The following is a 21,301-nucleotide window of genomic DNA, read 5'->3' on the forward strand; positions in this document are numbered from 1 at the left end:
AATATATTCTAGTGATTTAACACAAGATCTTCATCTTAAACAGCTTCGATTTTATTTTCTCAAGCATTACGACAAAACGCAAAAATTGGGGCATCAATGGTCTTAGCTGAGCAATCAACAAAAATTGAAAAAGCGATCTCGCAATTGGATTACAATAAAAAAGCAAACTTCTCTTTAATACAATCCGCTTTAATGTACAACTAAGTTACTCCACCACTTTTACCAATATCTGATTCACTTTGAAACCACTCAAGCTATTAATCGTTGAAGATAATCCACACATCGCCAAGCAACTAGGTGATTTTTTGGCTGGCTTGCAGTGGCAGGTAGATTTTGCGAGTGAAGGCAAGCTCGCTGTACAACTCGCCAGCAAAGAACATTTCGATGTTGTGTTACTCGATCTCAATTTGCCAGATATTGATGGTTTTCAAGTGTGCCAACAAATCAAAGCGCAAGCACCTAGCAATGTCCCCATATTAATGCTGACCGCGCGTGATGCATTTGAAGATAAGGCGCGTGGCTTCTCAATGGGTGCCGATGATTACCTAAGCAAGCCATTCGATTTTCGGGAAGTGGCTTTACGTTGTGAAGCATTAAGTCGTCGACAGCAATTACATCTAAAACAAGAAATTCAGATTGGCCGCTTACGATTATTGGTACGCGACATGCGCGCAGATTATGCGGATCGGAGCCTTGCACTAACCCAAGTTGGTTTTAAGATTCTGCTACTACTCGCACAAAAATATCCAGATGCAGTCAGTCGCTCGCACATCTTGCATGAAATCTGGGGCGACGCCCCACCTCAAAGTGATGCTTTGAAATCGCACATCTACAGCTTACGCAAGCAACTCGAAAATGCTGCTGGACACGATCTGGTACGCACTGTACATAATCTTGGTTATCAATTGATTGCGCCAATTTAAAAAGCCAACAGATCAACAAAGCACCGAATGATATTCGCAAAACTCAACACCAGTATCAAACGACAATTGTTTGTCGCCCTCGCTAGCTTCACACTTTTTTTGTGTGTGAGTTATACCGGCGTCGCGGTCTTGATTGCTTATGTCACGGAAGATACTGTACTTGAAAGCATCTTGAATCACGAAGCGAAGCATCTACAAGAACACTACACAAAGACCGCAACTTGGAAACAGCCGCGCATGGGTTTCATGCAAATGGTTCCATCACTAGAGCAATTAGCTGAACCATTAAAATCCGAAGTACAAGAAGCGAATCAACACAATAGAACGCGAGCAGAAGTCTTTACGCATGAACAAACGCACTTTCACGTGATGCGTTTAAGTAAAGATAGCCAAGGTCCCTACCTTGTTGCGGAAGTAAGCCCGTTTTTGGTAGTCGGCAATTTATCAAAAAACTTGGCTGATTTCATGATGTTTGTTGCGATTTTCATGCTGGCTGGTGCTTTGCTATTGGCATATCGTTTGGCAAAACATATCGCGGCACCGCTTGTGCAATTGAATGAAGAAATCAAAGACGGAATCAATAATCAACTTCATGGAAAATTTACCGCATCGCAGCGCGTCGATGAAATTGGATTTTTGGCGCAAACCCTAAGCCAAAGTTTGCAGTCATTACAAGCCGCCTTGCAACGAGAAAGCTTGTTCACACGCGATATCAGTCACGAGCTAAGAACGCCGGTTACCATCATTAAAAATTTATTACAAACTGATAGCAAGGCAAACTGGAGCCAAGATGATCGGCAATTACTTAGCGCATCCATGACCGAGATTGATCAGACTTTGACGATATTACTAGCGCTAGCACGCGCAGAAAATCTGGCACTGGAACAAACTAACTTGCAAGCGCATTTAGAACACGCAATCTTGAATCTAGAAAAAACCGCACAAGCCCATCAACGACAGTTCAGCCTCGAATTTGATGAAGCGATGTTTGAGAAAAATATCTTCGTCATGGCAAACCCAACGCTACTCACATTGTTATTCAATAACCTGCTCAACAATGCCTTATTTCATGGTGGTCAACAGGTTCTGATTCGTATTCGCATTGATGCAGATCAGTTAATGATTGCGAATACAATTCACGCTTCATCGCCCACGCAGACTAGTGGTTTTACTCACGGTAAAAATTTACTGACACGTATCGCACAAGCACTAGAGTGGTCTATCGAGTTCCAACACAGTGCAAACTACTTCGAGGTGCGCGTTGGTTTTAACTCAATCAGCTAAGAAATTAGTTCGATAATTTCACCTAAATTTCACAGGCATTTCCCTACACTTAGTTGACTATGTATGGCGACAATCCGCTGCAAAAACCCGTGAGCGGCTGAATTTTGCGCTATGCATTAACTTACTCAATCTAGGTAAAGGAAATGTATGAAATCACTTCAACTAATGTTACGCGCAATACTAACTATCAGTGTAATCACAGGTTTATCGCTCGCATCGACTGCTGCCATTGCGCAGGAAATAGGATTAACACACAAAGAAGAAAAACGACGTTACATCGTTTATACACCAGCGTCGTATGTCAATAATCCTGATAAAAAATACCCATTAGTTTTAAATTTTCATGGTGGCGGTATGAGCATGCGCGAACAAATGCTCTACACACAAATGAATAAAACCGCTGAGCAGTTTGATTTCATCATGGTATATCCACAAGGATTGGGCAATGTCGGCAAACAGGACTGGAATGTGGGCTTTGGCACGTCGTATCATGAAGGGACTGACGATGTTGGTTTTACCGATAGTTTATTGAATCAATTAGAAAAGAATCTGCGAATTGATACTTCGAGAATCTATGCCACAGGCTTATCGCGCGGTGGTTTCTTCGCGCAACGTTTAGCGGCCGAACTGTCGCATCGATTCGCGGCAGTTGCCTCTGTTGGCGCTAGCTTGCCGATACCTGTCGAGAAAAATAAAACACCGCGCGGTGAGAAAAAACCGGTCGGTGTCATGATAGTAATGGGAACGGCAGATCAAGTAGTCGCCTATACAGGCAAAGCAGAAGGCTATCTGTCTGCAATTGCCAGCTACGAATATTGGATACAACAAAACACCGGCAAAGCACGAGATACATCATTGGATACCAAGCGATACATCAACCGTGATCCGAATGATGGAACCGAAGTCGATATCTTAGAAAACAAGGCCGGAGCTTTTCAAACAAGTTTAGTCAGTGTTCATCAAGGTGGCCATACCTGGGCGGGAGCAGATCCTTTCAATATCGGCCTACCTATTGGTAAGACTTCCAATGACATCAACTTAAACGAAGTGATCTGGCAATTCTTTCAAAAGCACAGACGTTGACTTAGAGTAAGAGAGCTAATTAATTTGTTTGGTTTTCGAAGGGGCTTTATGTTCAATATCCTATTCTAAATTATCTGTTGTTTGAATCCAATTCATTAGCAGATGCGTATATGAATAAGTAATTCAATCGCGTTCTTGTTAAATCATGAGCGCACTTATTCTTTTACCATTGGAGATTCACATGAAACGAACAACTCAGATTTTACCTATAGCCACTGCAGCTTGCCTGCTAATTTCACTGAGTGCTTGTAGCGCTACATTAATTGCACCAAATACACCGCCTGCCATCACTGTGCCGAGTGGAAATCAGTTAGTAATGGTGGCTGTCGGATCTGGAGATTTAAATTATGAATGTCGAGTCAAAGCCAATAGCAATGTTACCTATGAATGGGTATTTACAGGACCGAATGCGTTACTAAGCGACAAAAACGGTATGGTGGTTGGCAGATATTATGGAGGCCCAACATGGGAGTCAAATGACGGAAGTAAGATTTCTGGCAAGCAGATAGCAACTGCTCCTGCATCACCGACCGCCATTCCCTTACAATTGGTCAAAGTCGATACCCTACTTGATGGTACTAACAGTGGTATGCTGACAGGAATTACCTATATCCAGCGCTTAAATACGGTAGGAGGAATTGCTCCCACTGAAAGCTGCTCAATTGATAATTTGGGCGCAAAAGTATTAGTGAAATATCAGGCGGATTATTTATTCTATAAAGCCAACTAACACAAATCGTCGATTTGATTTATATTAAAATGGATATTTAATTTTTGTGAGCTATTTCGCATCGACACTCTAAAAAAATGTATTTAAATTAATATATTGAGGAAAATTTAGATCCAGAATATGAAGCCGAGAAAACCACTATTCTCGGCTTTTTTCTTAGTAGCAGAGCTTTATAAAGTCGATTCTTAGACCATACGAAAATATAATAACTTTGCAATTGCGCCAATAAATTGGAACTTATATCCAGAAAGATGATTACATGATCCAGCTCTACTATTCCCCTGGCACTGCGTGCCTTGCCCCGCATTTTTTGTTAGAAGAATTAGGGTTAGCTTATGAATTAATCCTAGTCGACACAGCAAAACAACAACATCAAGAAGCTGCCTACTTGCAACTAAATCCTAAAGGCAAAATTCCTTTTATGATTGACGGCGACCTTCATCTCAGCGAGAGTGCAGCGATTTGTTTGTACCTGATTGAAAAATATACAGATACTCAACAAGCTACGCATTTTAATCCTGCCCCTGGTACAGCGGAACGAGCACAGCTTTATCAGTGGATGCTGTATTTATCCAATACCTTGCAGGCTGAATTGCTGAGTTATTTCTATCCTGAGCGTTTAAGCGAAGATGCTGCGGGCGCAGCGCAAGTGAAGGCGCATGCGGAACAACGCGTCGCATCTATGCTGAGTTATATCGACACCCAACTGAGCAAGACAGCAGGCAATTATCTGCTAGGTCATGAACTCAGTTGCGCGGATCTATTTTTATTCATGCTATGTCGATGGACGCGTGGCATGACCAAACCAGCGCGCGAATATCCACACTTAAAACCTTACTTACAAAGCATGTTCGAACGCCGCTCCATTCAGGATAGCTTGGCACAAGAAGGTATTAGCGCACCTTACTATTAATTATCTAGTAGAGTGGAAAATTGCTTCTTTCCACTCTTCTTTGCCTACTCAATTCCAAGTTTGCGGCAATCTCCACAGCGATATCAGTGACAAGGTTTGTTCTAAATTTCCAACACTTTCAAGACCCAAAATTCGTTTAGAGAGAAATCTCTAATTGAGATTAATCATCAAGCTCTCATAGCTAAGCTAGTCGTTTTTCATTCTATTGTTGCTGTTTTCGGCGTGCTTTTTTGTTGCATCGCAAATTGACCCTGCATGCGGTGATTTTGATAATCCGCTGCAGACCACTTGCATTCAAATCGACGCGGCGCTGATCGCTTCACCACAATATCAAGCGGTCATCTTGTCACTAGGCGATAAAACAAAGCAGACGTCTAGTGTTCTCGTTTTTTCATTCAGGTTGGTCTCAATGGGAGTCGCATGATGAAGTTCAAACGTTTACTTGTTTCTTTATTTTTACTCAGCAGTACATTACTTGCCAATATCGCCAGCGCGGAAAATTACACACTATGGGTCAATGGTCGTGGCGGCGGTGGTGTAGTTGGTAATTACGCTAGTTTCACTTATTGGGGACCAGCGTCAACTGCCGCTGGTGTCAATAAAAAGGCAGTCAATTGGGATGGTTATAACAGCATCGCATCACAGAACGGAAAAATTCGCGATGCCTTGGATTGCTTTTGCACGGGAAACAATTGGTGCTACATCGCCACACATAGCGCGGGCGACTTAATGATGGGTTATACGCTGGCAAATTATGGCAGCTCATCCCGTATGAAGAAAAACGCAGTCGCCAATTCTAGCGGCCAATGCAGTAATTCAGACGGTACCGCACAAACTGGTTGGAATATCAAATGGGTGCGCGCAGCATCTGGTGCTGGCGGCGGCTCCGAATTGTCTGATGCAGGCTCATGGGCGCTAAGCGAACCTTTGGTTAAAGACTTAAAAACGACGACAGCACGTGCGATGTATAACCACAATAGCACTGCGAATGTGTGGTTCTATATGTATGCAGGAGCTAAAGGCACCGTTTATTCTGGCATCTTACCTGGTCAAGATGATGAAGCGGTCTCCTATCACAGTACAGGTGGTGTGGCAGGTAGTGCAGGACGCTCGTTGTGCAATCCTAGCGATTGGTTGTGCAATGATTTGACCATGGGTACCGCTGCAAACGAAGGCGGTTCAGCTAAATGGGCTTATCACTCAGTTGTGTTCCGCGACGATAACGAAGCCTACAACCACTATGCGAGCGGCAACTGGCTAGGAATTATTTCCGTCGTGCGAACGGCGGTTGTGAATAGTGCGCTGTAGCTAGTTTAACGATATCAACCACAACATCAACAGGATGCGAGCCTACTCAAGCTGGCATCCTGTTTTAAAACTATACGCCGTGATTTAGTCGGCAATTCGTACGCAATTCAAGTTCAACACACCAATTAAGCCCGTCCAGCCCAAGTGAAACCTACGCAATCCAAATCAAGCAACAAGAAAAACGATGCACCTGCTGTCCAAGCTAACTCTCCAGCTTGGTACAACTCAAAGCTAGTACTGAGCTTGATCAGCGTATTCGCTGTACTGCTGACCTACTTAATTTGGAATAATTTCTTTCGCGTTGAGCGATCACAAGCAGCTAACAATCTGCCCACCCAACAAGCGGTGAAAACCGCACAAGTTACGACAACATCCATAAGTACATTACCAATCGCCATCGCTGATCGCGAAGAACTCAGAAAAAAATTAGTCAGCCAACTTGAAGAGGTCGACCATACTTTATGTAGTTATCGTGAAGCCAGTAAGTATCCATTAAGTTCACGGCCCATCGACGAACATCCTGATCAGATTTATCCAAATCAAGCAATCACAGAACAACACCCTATGCGGAAACGCGATGGCAAAACCGATGCGACAATTCAAATTAGTTCTAGCCAATCGCGTGTGTATCTTGCGGCTAATGAGAGCGTTAGTTTTAGCGTACAAGCCAAGGATGCGAATCAACAAAGCCTGCCAATCTTTGTAACGCGTGCTTTTTCAACTGGACTGAACTTCAATTCCGATCGTCCAAGCAGCCAGCTACCATTAGCCTTCGCTGACAATGGTCGTGACGGCGATGCACAAGCGAATGATGGTATTGCTAGTGCTCTATTACATCCTGCCAACACCAGTCTGGCAGGCTTTCACGGCACGATACGCACCGAAATTGAATACACAGTCAACGGTCAAACTGGACGCCTGTTTTTCGATGTCATCTATTCGCCAGAACTACCCGCAACTTGGGCGGGAAAAATCCGCGATGGCATCGAAAATGGACAATTAGTATTTTATTTGCCTATCGAAGTCAGACAAGCTGGTCGCTACATCGTCAATGCTAGATTGGATGATGCAAAAGGCCAAGCGTTCGCACTGCTGAATTTTAATGATCTTCTGCCACAAGGCCGGACAGAAATCCGCCTAAGCGCAGCTGGAAATTTATTGCGTGACAAAGAAGCCAACTTCCCAATGAGTCTGCGCGACATCGACGGCTATCTACTCAAAGAAAACGTCGATCCTGATCGCTCTCTAATTTCAAGAATTGAAGCGGCCGCGCATAAAACAAAAAATTATTCTCTGAAAGGCTTTTCGGATGCGGAACCGGATACCGAAGAAAGACGACGGCATTTGAAGGAATTTAGTAAAGATGTTGAGCTAGCCAAAGCGGCCTTAATTGCATTCGACCCTGAACAAGCACGGCGCGCATTTCCGCAGAGTGCTTGCAGCTTAAAACGTCAGGCGTCAACCATGGGATCTACTGCAAAATAAGTTGCTAGTAAAAATGCGGCATCGACAGAACTAGCTCAGACGTAGCTCAAAATTAGTTCTGCCCAACCGCGATGAAATCAGCGCGCACATGCAATCATCAAAGATGGTCAACCATCTAAGTTGATACGTCGAACTAACTGTGCAAGAACTGCTTCTGCCTGATCATTTTCAACTTGGCAAGTGCCTGCATTTTCATGACCACCACCGCCATATTCCAACATCAAAGCGCCAACATTGGTCTTTGATGTTCGGTTCAAAATCGACTTACCTGTCGCAAAAACCGTATTCTGCTGTTTCAAACCCCACAGCACATGAATCGAGATATTAATCTCTGGATAAATCGCATAAATGACAAAGCGATTACCTGCAAAAATGGTTTCTTCATTACGTAAATCTAAAACCACCAAATTGCCGACGACTTTTGCACAACGACTGATTTGTTCTTTGCACTTTGCCGCATGCTCTTGATAAATTTCTACCCGCTCTTTGACGTCAGGTAGTTCCATAATTTGCTCAATGCGATGGTTTCGACAATAGTCGATTAAGTCCATCATCAAGTTGTAATTTGAAATCCGAAACTCACGGAAACGCCCAAGCCCAGTGCGCGCATCCATCAAGAAATTTAATAGATCCCAATTCGCTGGATTTAAGACTTCTTCGCGATTAAATTGCGCGGCATCCCCTTTATCAACCGCCGCCATCATATCGTCCCACTCCGCTGGAAAAACCTGTCGCCCACCATAATGATCATAAACCACCCGTGCCGCCGACGGTGCGTCAGGATGAATCACATGATTGCTACGTTCGCCGGGATTACGCAATGTTTCGGATAGGTGATGATCAAACGCAAGGTGTACGCCGGGTACGAAAGGTAGGTTGGTTGTGATATCTCTATCACTCACCTCTACTTTGCCATCTTGCATGTCTTTGGGATGCACGAATTTGATGTCATCTATTAGCTGTAAATGCTTGAGTAACACCGCACAAACCAAGCCATCAAAGTCACTGCGCGTGATCAAACGATACTTTGGGGACGTTGCAGACATGAACCACCTCTCGATAAAAAGGGAATTCTAGTCTACTCCAAAGTTTTGGTGATTTCGAGAAATATTAAGAGGAAAATCTAAGCTGTTGTGTTTAGATTCAAAGGATTTGATTTACTTTAAAAAAACGCTTTCCATAAGAAAAACTCCATCGCAATGATGGAGTTTTTTCAGACGGTCACGCTCTCAATTTTAGCTTTAAGTTCAACTTCAAATGCAGCTGCAGTTTCCGTTTTAGTAACGCACTTGCGCACGATAAACCAACTTGCTCGCGCCTTCGGCTGGAACTGTGATTTTCCAAACCGCGGTATTGCTACTTGCCTTGTTGTGTGGATGATTACTGCTTAAGACTTGCCAATCACCTGGCATCGGTTCTTGAACTGTGACGGTGACCGCTTCTTTCTTCGCATTTTTTAAAACCACTTCATAGCCGCTCTCGAACACATAATTGTATTTAGATGTGCCAGCAATCTTCTTGAAATCCGTTTGCTTTTTATCTGCGGTTACGTCAAATGCATCGCCCAACTTCAAACGCACTTTTTCATTCTTCGGTGTGTGATCTACCCTATCTTCACCGATGAACTGTGCATTCCCGTTACTATCTTTCTTATAAACACGAATCACACCTTTTGGCAAAGGCATTCCAAGTTGTGCGCTTTCTTTGTTGTCGAATTCGATGAAGGCACCAATCTTCATCTTTTGTCCTAAGTCACCGTAGGCAGATTGATAGTAATAATCACTGCCTTGTAACAAAAACTCTTTACGCGCAGGAACCCCAGAAGCACCTAACAGTGCAACTTGCTTGGTTTGATTTTCAGCGATGGTAGTCGGACGATTCAACGTATATAGATGATATTCAAACAGCGATTCTTCTTGCATATCGGCCACTTTAGCGACTGGTGCAGCAGCCATTGGCATCGCTCTACTACCTGACACCGTGACTCGTTCTCGAACTTGATTGACATCGCCAGCCACCAATTGCAACTTGGCATTCCGATAGCTCGCACCACTCGTATTCGTCAAGGTCACCCAACCAGAAATATCTAACTTGTCTTCATTGGAATTGAGCTCAACCACGTAATCTGCTTTCCAAGCCAAGCCACCCGTCAAATAACTTAACTCAACATCTTGCGTTGCGTTACTCGTATTATTGAGCGACATCACCAGCGTTGGGCGTTCGCGTAAATTCGCAGGTACACCATCGTAGACGATACGACCAGGCATACCGGTCTCGATCCGATTGCCGATCTTCATCACCACACCCTCATTGGCCGCTAGGACTTGCGCGACTTCCGTTGATTCAAGCCCGGTGGTTGGATGGGTGCGCACAATCGTCACCGTTTGGCCTACATATTTTTCCAATAATTTTCTTGGTGTCAGCAAATCAAAATCAAAGTTTTGCTCGACGACTGAAAGGCTACCTGGTGCAGAAACACTGCGCAATAAAGCTGTTTCGGGACGCATTTTGGCGCTCACATCACGAAAGGCCAAGGCTGTTTGCCCACGCTTCAAATTGATCTTTCGCTGATCTTTTACCAATGCAAGGTTTTCGTTATAAATCGTCACAGCGACTTCACGCTGATCATTTAACGTACTACGTTGCTCGGTATCCTGCGCGTAGACATTCGCAGAGCATGCTAATAACAGTGAAACGCAACTAAGTGGATAACGCATTTTCATTCCTTCCATCAAGTGAACAAACTGAATCAAACCGTGATTCAGCGCCCTAACTAACTAGGATTACATAACGTAAAAATAGAGCTTTGGGATGACGGACATTAACACGCGGCTAAGTATTTGCAAAACAATTAATGCAACTAAGACAGAAAAATCGATGCCTCCCATCGCTGGTAAAACACGACGAATTGGTCGTAGCAAAGGCTCATTCAAAGCGCGAATGATTGGTGCCAGCGGTGCATAAGGATTGACGAAACTTAAAATCGCTTCTAGTACAAGCAAGGCCATTAAGCCATATAGTATCCATTGAACCAAGCGTAACAAAGAAGCCAACATCACTACAGCAATATTCAATTGGCCGCCAAATAGCAACTCCAAGAGAATGGAAACCATTGCAACTAAAAAAGCGGCAATCAAACTTGCCCAATCTAATCCACCAAAGCCTGGGACTAATCTTCGTATCGGCTTGACCAACCAATCTGTTAATTGATAAATCGCCTGTCCCAAAGAACTAGGTGGTCGCAATCGTAAAGCTTGCATCCAAAATCGCAATAACAAAAAACCGGCAAAAATACCTGCAAGGATTTCGATCACAAATCCAAACAATTCATAAAACATGGATGCTTCCTCAAAAAAAAACCCACTGGGTGATTAACACACAGTGGGTATTGTGCCTGAATAAAACCAGGCGTCCAAGTAAGAAGATTACGCTGGACGTGTACCAGTTGGGAAAGGCCAAGCTGCCGTTGGGCTGACAACTGTCTTTGCTTCTGCTGGTGCTGCCGCTGCTGCAGCTGGCTTTGCAGCCGCTGGTTTAGCCGCTTTCTTTGCTGCTGGTTTCGCTGCTGGTTTCGCTGCGGCCTTTTTTGCGGCTGGCTTAGCCGCCGCTTTTTTTGCTGCTGGCTTAGCTGCTGGTTTCGCTGCTGCTTTTTTCGCTGCTGGCTTCGCTGCTACTTTTTTCGCTGCTGGCTTAGCTGCTGGTTTTGCTGCTGCTTTTTTCGCTGCTGGCTTAGCTGCTGGTTTTGCTGCCGCTTTTTTGGCTGCTGGCTTAGCTGCTGGTTTCGCTGCTACTTTTTTTGCTGCTGGCTTAGCTGCTGGTTTTGCCGCTACTTTTTTTGCTGCTGGCTTAGCTGCTGGTTTCGCTGCCGCTTTTTTCGCTGCTGGCTTAGCTGCTGGTTTCGCCGCTACTTTTTTTGCTGCTGGCTTAGCTGCTGGTTTCGCCGCTACTTTTTTTGCTGCTGGCTTAGCTGCTGGTTTCGCTGCCGCTTTTTTCGCTGCTGGCTTAGCTGCTGGTTTCGCCGCTACTTTTTTCGCTGCTGGCTTAGCTGCTGGTTTTGCTGCCGCTTTTTTCGCTGCTGGCTTAGCTGCTGGTTTCGCTGCTACTTTTTTCGCTGCTGGCTTAGCTGCTGGTTTTGCCGCCGCTTTCGCTGCTGGCTTAGCTGCTGCTTTCGCTGCTACTTTTTTCGCTGCTGGTTTTGCAGCAGGTTTTGCTGCTGCTTTTTTTGCCGCCGGTTTTGCTGCAGGCTTAGCTGCTGCTTTCTTGGCTTCGGGTGCTGTTGCCATTTTGTTTCTCCTTCACGTTAGTCGGAAAAAATCAGATTAAAGTTAAAATCCGCTCTCTTTCTAGTAAGCGGATTATTCATCGGCACAAACATGACATCTGGTTGCGCTAATGAATTCGGCACCGACTATCTTATTCACTCCCGCTGCAGAATAAGACGGTCATATGGCTTTGTCGTTTGCCCTTTTTTATTCTTCACTACAGGCAGACCTTAACACTTGATGACAACAGCCAAAACGCTATTTATAAAACACTAGCGCTGGAATTCTTTATTTCAAATTGCTCTTAAATCCGCTTTTCAGCTCACAAATAGTTTGCCAATTGCATTTCGGATTTTCCAAACACAAAAGCGCAACACCCAGTCTCGCTGGGGTCGCGCTATCTAAACTTACCACATCGAATGAGTCTAAAAAGTTCATTCAGTTTTGTGAAGCCTTTCTTGTTCAATTACTTTGGTCGCATTTTACTGTCTTTACGATTTTTTGTCTTGAACACTTTCGACTACAAAAATTGATTCTAATGATTTATTCCCAATTGAGTGCGCCACCTGTTTGATATTCGATGACACGAGTCTCAAAGAAGTTTCGCTCTTTTTTCAAGTCGATCATTTCGCTCATCCACGGGAAAGGATTTTCTTCTTGTGGGAACAAAACATCCAGACCGATTTGTTGTGCGCGACGATTTGCGATGAATCGTAAATAGCCTTTAAACATAGGCGCATTCAAGCCGAGTACTCCTCGCGGCATTGTATCCTCTGCGTAACGATATTCCAACTCAACCGCACGTAAAAACAACGATTTAATTTCGTCGCGAAATGCAGCAGTCCACAAATGTGGATTTTCCATTTTGATCGTGTTGATCAAATCGATTCCGAAATTGCAGTGCATCGATTCATCACGCAAGATGTACTGGTATTGTTCCGCAGCGCCCATCATTTTATTCTGACGACCAAGCGCAAGAATTTGTGTGAAGCCAACGTAGAAGAAAAGACCTTCCATCAAACACGCAAAAACGATCAAAGAGCGCAATAGTGTTTGGTCCGCTTCCGTAGTGCCCGTCTTGAATTCCGGGTTCGTCAATACATCGATGAATGGAATCAAGAACTGATCTTTATCGCGAATCGATTCAACTTCGTTGTATGCATTGAAGATCTCTGCCTCATCTAAACCAAGTGATTCAACGATGTACTGGTATGCATGCGTATGAATCGCTTCTTCAAATGCTTGACGCAATAAATATTGGCGACATTCTGGCGCAGTGATGTGACGATAGGTGCCGAGCACAATATTATTCGCAGCTAAAGAATCCGCGGTGACAAAAAATCCGAGATTACGTTTAACCAAACGACGTTCATCTTCAGTCAAACCATTTGGATTTTTCCACAGCTCGATATCACGCTGCATATTGATCTCTTGTGGCATCCAATGGTTAGCGCAACCCGCCAAATATTTATCCCAAGCCCATTTATATTTAAACGGAACCAGCTGGTTCACATCGGTCTGTCCGTTGATAATCCGCTTGTCCGCGGCGTTAACACGACGGCCAATATCTTCTGCGCTCACGACAACAGGCTTGGTTACCAAGGCTGGATTCAAAGCCACATCTTGCGTTTGCATACGCGTTTGATATTGATCAAATTGATTGGCAACACCTGCTGGTGCTGGTGGTTGCATGGCCGGACGTGGTGCCGGTGCCGCTGGTGCGACTTCATCATCCCATGAAAGCATGTGACATTCCTTATTTGTTAAATTTTGCTAAATTCGGTTCAGTGCAAGTTTGTTCAGCGAAGTTGATCACCGCAGCACATCATGCAGTGATCAACTACCGTGATCAAACAATGCTTACAGCGCTAATTTGCAGCACTTATTTGCAACACTTACTGGCAGGCTTCGCATTCTTCAAAACCTGGATCACCTGGACGCAAGTAACATGCAGCTCCCTCGGCTTCAACCGCGGGCAATGCACTAACTTCTGCACTTGCCGCATAGCTGCCATGACCACCGTCAACTGCTACTGCGTTCAAAGCACCTGTCTTACTAGTGGATTTTTCAGTATGGGTCGCACCGATCGTACGCAAGTAATACGTGGTTTTTAAACCGCGCAACCAAGCCAGCTTATAAGTTTCGTCCAACTTCTTACCTGAAGCACCAGCCATGTAGATATTCAAAGACTGCGCTTGATCGATCCACTTTTGACGGCGTGAAGCCGCTTCTACCAACCATGTTGGGCTAATTTCAAATGCCGTCGCATATAACTCACGCAGATCTTCTGGAATACGATCGATCTTTGCCAAGCTACCGTCAAAGTATTTGAGATCAGAAATCATCACGTCATCCCACAAGCCACGTTCTTTCAAATCACGCACCAAGTGTTCATTGATTTCAGTGAATTCACCAGACAGGTTCGATTTCACGTACAAGTTTTGATAAGTAGGCTCAATACAGGCTGAGACACCGATAATATTAGAGATCGTCGCGGTCGGTGCAATTGCTACACAATTAGAGTTACGCATACCGTATTGCTTAATACGATCACGCACAATCGACCAGTCCATTGTTTCTGAGCTATCGACTTCCAAATAACCGCCGCGTTCTTGTGCCAATAACTTCACAGAATCCTGCGGCAAAATACCGCGATCCCACAAGGAACCTGTATAAGAACTATAACGACCGCGCTCTTGTGCTAATTCTGTCGAAGCCAAATACGCGTAGTAGCACACTGCTTCCATCGATGTATCAGCAAACTGCACCGCATCCATCGATGCGTAAGGAATACGCATCATATGCAAGCAGTCTTGGAAACCCATGATACCCAAACCAACTGGACGATGACGCAAGTTAGAATCACGCGCCTTCTTCACTGCATAGTAATTAATATCAATCACGTTATCCAACATGCGCATTGCCGTCGTGATAGTACGTTTAAGTTTTTCGTGATCCAACTTGCCATCTTTCATATGGGCTGGCATGTTGACGGAACCCAAGTTACAGACCGCGATTTCACTATCATTGGTGTTTAGTGTAATTTCTGTACACAAGTTCGAACTATGCACAACACCAACATGCTGCTGCGGTGAGCGGATATTGCAAGGATCTTTGAACGTGATCCATGGATGACCAGTTTCAAACAACATCGACAACATTTTGCGCCACAGATCTAAAGCCGGTACTTTTTTAGACAACTTGATTTCACCAGAAGCTGCCTTTGCTTCATATGCTGTATACGCTTCTTCGAATGCCTTACCGAACTTATCATGCAGATCAGGTACGTCAGACGGTGAGAACAAAGTCCACTCGCCTTTTTCCATCACACGTTTCATGAACAAATCTGGAATCCAGTTGGAAGTGTTCATGTCATGCGTACGACGACGATCATCACCGGTGTTTTTACGCAATTCCAAAAATTCTTCAACGTCCATATGCCAAGTTTCGAGATAAGCGCAGACTGCACCTTTACGCTTACCACCTTGGTTTACCGCGACGGCGGTATCGTTCACCACTTTTAAGAACGGCACCACACCTTGTGATTTACCATTCGTCCCTTTGATGTGCGCACCTAAAGAGCGCACTGGGGTCCAGTCATTACCTAAGCCACCTGCATATTTCGCCAACAAGGCATTTTCTTTGATCGCTTCGTAGATGCCATCGAGATCATCGGCAACTGTAGTCAAGTAGCAAGACGACAATTGTGAGCGTTGCGTGCCACTATTAAATAGTGTTGGTGTTGAACTCATGAAGTCGAAAGTCGACAACAAGTTATAGAATTCAATCGCACGAGCTTCGCGATCGATCTCGTTTAAGGCCAAGCCCATTGCTACACGCATGTAAAACGCTTGCGGCATTTCAATACGGATATCGCGAACATGCAAGAAATAGCGATCATACAAAGTCTGCAAGCCGATGTAACCAAATTGCAAATCACGATCAGCGACCAAGGCTTTTGCCAAACGTTTCAAATCAAATTGCGCTAATTTGGCATCCAGTAAACCAGCTTCAATCCCTTTTTTGATAAATTTTGGGAAGTATTCTACGTATTCATCTGCGGCATCTTTTTGCGCCACTTCACGTTTGAACACTTCTTTACGAACTGTATGCAACAACAAACGTGCAGTAACTTGGCTGTATGCTGGTTCTTTTTCCATCATCGCACGTGCCGCCAAAATCGCCGATTTATGCAATTCTTCTACAGGGACGCCGTCATACAAATTCTTTAAAGTTTCGATCAGAATCGCTTCTGCATCCACCAAAGACTCTAGACCAACACAAGCAGCAGAAATCAAGGCGCGCACTTGCGCTACTTCTAGCACTTGCGGACGACCATCTACGATGACGTGAATTTGTGGTGCCGCTGCATCGGACTTGCCCGCTGCTTGCGCTTCTAACTGTTGACGACGCTCTTCCATGCGTTTGGCGCGATATAACACATAGGCGCGCGCTACATCATGTTCACCAGAGCGCATCAAGGCCAATTCAACTTGATCTTGGATATCTTCAATATGGAAAGTGCCACCATTGGGCTGACGGCGCATCAATGCATTGACGACATTAGAAGTTAACTGTTCAACCAACTCACGAATTCTTGCCGATGCAGCACCTTGGCCGCCATTCACAGCCAAAAATGCTTTCGTTACCGCAATCGCAATTTTAGACGGCTCAAAACCAACGACGGCGCCGTTACGACGAATGATTCGATAGTCGCTAAAACTCGCAGTTGGAACAGTTGAACGCATTTCCAAACTTGCTTGTGCCGCTGCTGCATCAAATGCTTGGGATGGTGATATTTCTAATGAAGAGTGCATTTCGCCTCCAGGTTTAGGGTCTTATTAAATGTCAAAATTGAGCGTCGAACTTTAGTTATCGATTGACACATCAGAGTGATTCGTCAAACTAAAGTGAATATCTGCTCGGGTACTGCGGAATTTACTCAAACTACCGTACTGCCTGAGGTCAAACAATCATCAACCTCAATTTCAACTTCGGCTCATGCTTATTTGAATTCAGATAAACGACAAATTCGGAATTGGATTACTCCAATCAATCCATCATCATTTGCGTTACTTACTTAGGTTCAAAACAAGCGAAAAAATAATTTTGGGAAACTTTCCAAAAAACACTATATCTAGTGCGATTATTTTCATTTGCACTAATTCTAGTGTCCAGTTCTGCAGAGTGCAACCGCTTTTTTTCACAATTGGCGGATATATTTGAGGTAAAACGATCGCTTCTATTTGACATTAGTCAAGCCACAAAACTATGCGGATTAGAGAGTGAGTAGGCACTAACATCGAGTGCTAATTTCTTGTGCAGCAAAGTGAAAAATAAGAAGGCGAAAGCAAAAAAATCATCGCTACACTGTATTACAGCGACAACAAAAAAGTGTAAGAAACCACTAGCTGTAGTTTTTTTCCGCACTAATAAGCTCTATCTAGTAGCAAAGATCAAACGCATTTTTGCCTCAGATACGCCAATTGTTTAATCAAATTAGTGCTATTAGAGAAGTCGCGTTTGCTTAAAACGCGAATTGATTGGAGATTGACTGCTGAAAGCGTGACCATTCGAAAAAAGGTCCAGGGTCGGTTTTACGCCCGGGAGCAATTTCATTATGTCCAACTATGTAGTGGATAGGAAAATGCTGAAGCAAACTCATGGTCAATAGACTCAAGCTAGCATACTGTGCATCAGTGAAGGGGCAAGTATCGCATCCCTCTAACTCAATCCCAATCGAATAATCATTGCACTTTTCGCGTCCTTGAAAACTCGACAAGCCTGCGTGCCACGCTCGCGCCAAACAAGAAACAAACTGAAATAACTGTCCATCACGGCGGATCACAAAGTGACTAGAAACCTCTAATCCACGCAAATCAGCAAAACTAGGATGCGCATCGCAATCAAGTTGATTCTGAAACAAATCGAGTATGTAATCACTACTAAAATCGGCCTCGGGCAAACTCATATTATGAATCACCAATAAATCGACTTGGGTATCAGCAGGACGTTCAGTAAAGTTCGGTGATATTAAAATCTGCGCTTGCTTGCACCAGCCTTGCGCATCGAAATCCAAATTCGCCACCGAAGCGAGCGTAGAATTAGTCCGCTTCAACATCTTGAATTTTTAATTTTTGAATTGAATAACGTAATTGCCGAAAACTGACACCCAATAATTCGGCCGCCTGTGTGCGGTTATTGCGGGTTCTCGCCAAGGCGGCACGAATCACCTCGCGCTCAATTTGTTCTAAATACTCGGGCAAAACACACGGCAATTCTGGCATGACGAATAAATTGCTGGCTTGATCAGGCGCTGATTCGCTGATTGACTGTGATTCTTGCATGCCAACTACAGCAGAACTAGACTCTCGTTCAATTTGCGGTACCGATCGCAAGCTGGAACGCAATCCGAGATCGATCACATCAATACAGCCATCATTCGCAAACGCGGCTGCGCGCTCTAGGATATTTTCTAATTCTCGTACATTTCCGGGAAAATCATAAGCCTGTAGCGCATTCAATGCTGTCGGGTTCAAACTAATCGGATAGCCAGGTGTGGCTAACTTTAATAAGATGCCTGAGGCTAACTCGCTTACATCGTTCAAGCGTTGACGTAAGGGTGGCAGCACGAGTTCGATCACATTCAAGCGGTAATATAAGTCTTGACGAAATTTCCCAGCGGTTACACAGGCTTCCAAATTCTGATGAGTTGCACTCAGAATACGTACATCAACCGCTTCTTCAACGGTAGCGCCAACTTTACGAACTCGCCGCTCTTGTATTGCACGAAGCAATTTTACTTGCATAGGCAAAGGCAAATCTGCCACTTCATCTAACATTAAAGTACCGCCATTTGCTGCCTGAAAAAAGCCGTCACGATCTTCATTCGCACCGGTGAACGCACCTTTGCGATAACCGAAAAACTCGGCCTCCATCAAAGCCTCTGGAATCGCGCCACAGTTAACTGCGATAAATGGCTTATCTGCACGAGCACTATTACGGTGGATTTCTCGTGCTGCTAATTCTTTGCCGCTGCCAGACTCACCAGTAATAATTACTGGAGCCATACTACGCGCAAGTCGGCTAATTTGCGAACGTACATGTTGAATCTCTTCCGATTGCCCAATTAAAAACGACGGACTGGAAGGCTTAGCGGCGACAATCGCGACTTCCTCAGTTGGCTTCACTTCTTGCATTTGCAATGCAGAACGAACTAACTTACGTAGTTGATCCAATGCCACCGGTTTAGACACATAATCAAATGCGCCCGCCTTTAAAGCAACGACGGCATTATCTGCACTACCAAAAGCAGTAATCACAGCAATTGGCGTCGATTTATATTTGCTACTGACTTCCTCGACCATCTCTAAGCCGCTACCGTCGGGCAAACGCATATCGGTGAGCACAAGGGAATAATGTTGCTTCGCCAAAAATTCGCGTGCCGCTGCTAAGGTTTCTGCCGTATCGACATCTAAACCCATTTTGATCAAGGTAATTTCTAGTAGCTCGCGCAGATGAGCTTCATCATCAATCACCAGGATGCGTGCCGCGGCAGTTAGCTCATTTGGATTCATGATTTTCATTAGAGAAATTGATAACGAAACGACCACCCGGCTCTATGCCATGGGTATAAGTATCGTCGTTCCTATATTCGTAATCGAGAACAGCATGATTATTCAAACATAATTCCCTGGCCATATACAAGCCTAAGCCTGTACCTTTACTCGATGTGGTGTAGAAAGGTTCAAATAAATGCGATCGGACCATAGCAGAAATTCCGGGACCATCATCTTGAATATGTAACTCGCGCCGATTACCCGAAGAGATTTTGATAATTAAACGAATACAACCCGGCTTACCGCTGGCATAACGCACGGCATTCGATAGTAAATTAGTAATGACTTCATGCAAATGCCCCGGATCGAAGACGATATGTAATCGCGCTGTATCGATCAATTGAATCATATCTGCCGAGATACCACGGGTTTCTACAAATTCTTGCACGATACTTTTTAACTCATCCGCTAACAAAACCGGAGCAAGGTTCATTTGTGCTTTGCGCGACAATTTCAAAATATCTTCAATCAGCTGATTTAAGCGAGCAACATTGTCTTCAACGATTTTTAGTAAGCGACGCGCCTGCACTTCATTATGCACATCTTCGCCCAGCAAGGATGCTGCATAAGAAATCGACGATAAGGGATTACGCACCTCATGCGCGATGCTGGCAGTTAATCGGCCCATCGACGCGAGTTTTAATTGCTGCGCTTGATTTTCTAGTTCCGATACATTTTGCATAAAAATGATGGTACAAGGCGTCAATTGCAAACCCAAATGATTGAAATCATCTTCATCGATTCGAATAAAACGTAATTTCAAATGGGTGACGGCTTCAAGCGGTGCTTCTGCTGAAGAAAAATTCGTATTCTGATTACGCGTATCAACAAAGTGACGAATCGTTACAAAGGATGCACCTTCATTTCTCATCCAAGTCGTTGTATGAGGTCTCTGCCCCTCACTCCATTTTTCCAGTGCTTCGGCAATTGGCTCTAAGCTATTGATTTGTTTTAAGCGTACTTTGCGCTCGACCGAGTAAGGAAAGGTAGAAATACCCAACATCCGTTCAGCAGCTGGATTGGATTCGAATAAATAGCCATCCTGATCGATCACCAATACGCCGTCTTCCATATCTGCAATCACGGTGCGATTAATCGCTTGTTGCAGAGCTAATTCAAAACCGCGTTGATTCGCTAGCTCCTCTTGTCCAAGCAAATTTTTCGCTAAGCGATTTAAGACATAGACCACCGCAAAATAAGCCGCACCGTACAAGCCCGCTTGCGAAATGATATTGCTATCCTCGTTCTGTAACACTTGATAGGTGTTAACTAACAGTAGAAAAAGCGAAACAGCCGAAACAAACGACAGGGCTAATAGCATAGGCGCCAATATGCCCAATCCAGCTAATGGGAAGAGATACAAAATGACTAGCCCACTCTTACTACCACCTGCGCCAACATATAACAAAGAAATAACAATTAAATCGATCGCAACCTGCGTCACCAACTGCAACATAAATCCTTGTTGGCATTTCCACTTAAGGATCACAAAACCAAGCGCTACAACTAAATAGGAAGCAGCCACCACACGCAAAGCATTAGGCTCGAACAACCAATAATCGGTGAACACTTTAAAAATAAGCGATATCAATAAGGCGAGCGCAACTAAGACACGTGAAAAATTTAGCGTCTGCAAAGAACGCCAAAGAGTCGCACTAACTACTTGTTGCCTGATATCGTGTTTGATCATGACA

At 44.3% G+C, this 21,301-nt stretch carries 16 protein-coding genes; 7 read left to right on the top strand and 9 right to left on the bottom strand.

Translation table 11 applies throughout. The annotated features are described in order from the left end of the window. Positions 1-239 precede the first annotated feature (239 nt). From IE103_RS09075 to IE103_RS09105, 7 genes are all read left to right on the top strand, one after another. The gene (locus tag IE103_RS09075; protein ID WP_189345824.1) at positions 240-923 is read left to right on the top strand and encodes a response regulator transcription factor; all 684 of its coding nucleotides are present in this window, start codon (positions 240-242) and stop codon (positions 921-923) included. 27 nt (positions 924-950) lie between these two features. Continuing rightward, positions 951-2,207 carry a sensor histidine kinase gene (locus IE103_RS09080; protein ID WP_189345825.1) on the top strand — a complete coding sequence of 419 codons (1,257 nt, stop codon included), beginning with the start codon at positions 951-953 and terminating at the stop codon, positions 2,205-2,207. Between the two features lie 147 nt (positions 2,208-2,354). Continuing rightward, positions 2,355-3,290: a CE1 family esterase gene (locus IE103_RS09085; protein ID WP_229827196.1), complete on the top strand. Its 936-nt coding sequence runs from the start codon at positions 2,355-2,357 to the stop codon at positions 3,288-3,290. A gap of 181 nt (positions 3,291-3,471) precedes the next feature. Then, complete coding sequence (locus IE103_RS09090) at positions 3,472-4,020, top strand: DUF3455 domain-containing protein (protein ID WP_189345826.1); 549 nt, start codon at positions 3,472-3,474, stop codon at positions 4,018-4,020. A gap of 259 nt (positions 4,021-4,279) precedes the next feature. Then, positions 4,280-4,933 (top strand): glutathione S-transferase family protein, encoded by a 654-nt coding sequence (locus tag IE103_RS09095; RefSeq protein ID WP_189345827.1) that lies wholly within the window; start codon positions 4,280-4,282, stop codon positions 4,931-4,933. Positions 4,934-5,353: 420 nt separating this feature from the next. Then, positions 5,354-6,241, top strand: a complete 888-nt coding sequence (locus IE103_RS09100; protein WP_189345828.1) for a hypothetical protein — start codon at positions 5,354-5,356, stop codon at positions 6,239-6,241. A gap of 144 nt (positions 6,242-6,385) precedes the next feature. Further along, entirely contained in the window at positions 6,386-7,726 is a 1,341-nt protein-coding gene (locus tag IE103_RS09105; protein WP_189345829.1) for a hypothetical protein, read from the top strand. Between the two features lie 107 nt (positions 7,727-7,833). Here IE103_RS09105 and IE103_RS09110 read toward each other — a convergent pair whose 3' ends face one another. The 9 genes from IE103_RS09110 to IE103_RS09150 all read right to left on the bottom strand — a co-directional run bounded on the left by IE103_RS09110 (position 7,834) and on the right by IE103_RS09150 (position 21,297). Further along, positions 7,834-8,772: a DHH family phosphoesterase gene (locus IE103_RS09110; RefSeq protein ID WP_189345830.1), complete on the bottom strand. Its 939-nt coding sequence runs from the start codon at positions 8,770-8,772 to the stop codon at positions 7,834-7,836. 231 nt (positions 8,773-9,003) lie between these two features. Beyond that, positions 9,004-10,443: a DUF4139 domain-containing protein gene (locus tag IE103_RS09115; protein WP_229827197.1), complete on the bottom strand. Its 1,440-nt coding sequence runs from the start codon at positions 10,441-10,443 to the stop codon at positions 9,004-9,006. Positions 10,444-10,509: 66 nt separating this feature from the next. Further along, on the bottom strand, positions 10,510-11,064 hold the full coding sequence (locus IE103_RS09120; protein ID WP_189345832.1) for a YggT family protein: 555 nt from the start codon (positions 11,062-11,064) through the stop codon (positions 10,510-10,512). Between the two features lie 87 nt (positions 11,065-11,151). After that, positions 11,152-12,009, bottom strand: coding sequence for a hypothetical protein (locus tag IE103_RS09125; RefSeq protein ID WP_189345833.1), 858 nt, complete (start codon positions 12,007-12,009; stop codon positions 11,152-11,154). Between the two features lie 522 nt (positions 12,010-12,531). After that, the gene (locus tag IE103_RS09130; RefSeq protein WP_189345834.1) at positions 12,532-13,734 is read right to left on the bottom strand and encodes a ribonucleotide-diphosphate reductase subunit beta; all 1,203 of its coding nucleotides are present in this window, start codon (positions 13,732-13,734) and stop codon (positions 12,532-12,534) included. A gap of 149 nt (positions 13,735-13,883) precedes the next feature. After that, on the bottom strand, positions 13,884-16,805 hold the full coding sequence (locus IE103_RS09135; RefSeq protein WP_189345835.1) for a ribonucleoside-diphosphate reductase subunit alpha: 2,922 nt from the start codon (positions 16,803-16,805) through the stop codon (positions 13,884-13,886). Between the two features lie 710 nt (positions 16,806-17,515). Then, on the bottom strand, positions 17,516-18,109 hold the full coding sequence (ampD, locus tag IE103_RS09140) for a 1,6-anhydro-N-acetylmuramyl-L-alanine amidase AmpD (RefSeq protein ID WP_189345836.1): 594 nt from the start codon (positions 18,107-18,109) through the stop codon (positions 17,516-17,518). Then, the gene (locus IE103_RS09145; protein ID WP_189345837.1) at positions 18,093-19,565 is read right to left on the bottom strand and encodes a sigma-54-dependent transcriptional regulator; all 1,473 of its coding nucleotides are present in this window, start codon (positions 19,563-19,565) and stop codon (positions 18,093-18,095) included. Before IE103_RS09145 ends, ampD begins: the two co-directional genes overlap by 17 nt. Further along, positions 19,552-21,297: a two-component system sensor histidine kinase NtrB gene (locus tag IE103_RS09150; protein ID WP_189345838.1), complete on the bottom strand. Its 1,746-nt coding sequence runs from the start codon at positions 21,295-21,297 to the stop codon at positions 19,552-19,554. The genes IE103_RS09145 and IE103_RS09150 overlap by 14 nt, the downstream gene beginning before the upstream one ends. Between the last annotated feature and the right edge of the window lie 4 nt (positions 21,298-21,301).

It is taken from the genome of Affinundibacterium macrobrachii (genome assembly GCF_014652415.1).
GTDB lineage: Bacteria > Pseudomonadota > Gammaproteobacteria > Burkholderiales > Burkholderiaceae_D > Undibacterium > Undibacterium macrobrachii.

Bases quoted from the DNA above. Each gene is read 5' to 3' on its own strand.
- IE103_RS09080 (WP_189345825.1), top strand. From the start codon at position 951: ATGATATTCGCAAAACTCAACACCAGTATCAAACGACAATTGTTTGTC.
- IE103_RS09150 (WP_189345838.1), bottom strand. From the start codon at position 21,297: ATGATCAAACACGATATCAGGCAACAAGTAGTTAGTGCGACTCTTTGG.
- IE103_RS09095 (WP_189345827.1), top strand. From the start codon at position 4,280: ATGATCCAGCTCTACTATTCCCCTGGCACTGCGTGCCTTGCCCCGCAT.
- IE103_RS09100 (WP_189345828.1), top strand. From the start codon at position 5,354: ATGATGAAGTTCAAACGTTTACTTGTTTCTTTATTTTTACTCAGCAGT.
- IE103_RS09120 (WP_189345832.1), bottom strand. From the start codon at position 11,064: ATGTTTTATGAATTGTTTGGATTTGTGATCGAAATCCTTGCAGGTATT.
- IE103_RS09135 (WP_189345835.1), bottom strand. From the start codon at position 16,805: ATGCACTCTTCATTAGAAATATCACCATCCCAAGCATTTGATGCAGCA.
- IE103_RS09115 (WP_229827197.1), bottom strand. From the start codon at position 10,443: ATGCGTTATCCACTTAGTTGCGTTTCACTGTTATTAGCATGCTCTGCG.
- IE103_RS09110 (WP_189345830.1), bottom strand. From the start codon at position 8,772: ATGTCTGCAACGTCCCCAAAGTATCGTTTGATCACGCGCAGTGACTTT.
- IE103_RS09125 (WP_189345833.1), bottom strand. From the start codon at position 12,009: ATGGCAACAGCACCCGAAGCCAAGAAAGCAGCAGCTAAGCCTGCAGCA.
- IE103_RS09130 (WP_189345834.1), bottom strand. From the start codon at position 13,734: ATGCTTTCATGGGATGATGAAGTCGCACCAGCGGCACCGGCACCACGT.
- IE103_RS09090 (WP_189345826.1), top strand. From the start codon at position 3,472: ATGAAACGAACAACTCAGATTTTACCTATAGCCACTGCAGCTTGCCTG.
- IE103_RS09085 (WP_229827196.1), top strand. From the start codon at position 2,355: ATGAAATCACTTCAACTAATGTTACGCGCAATACTAACTATCAGTGTA.
- ampD (WP_189345836.1), bottom strand. From the start codon at position 18,109: ATGTTGAAGCGGACTAATTCTACGCTCGCTTCGGTGGCGAATTTGGAT.
- IE103_RS09145 (WP_189345837.1), bottom strand. From the start codon at position 19,565: ATGAATCCAAATGAGCTAACTGCCGCGGCACGCATCCTGGTGATTGAT.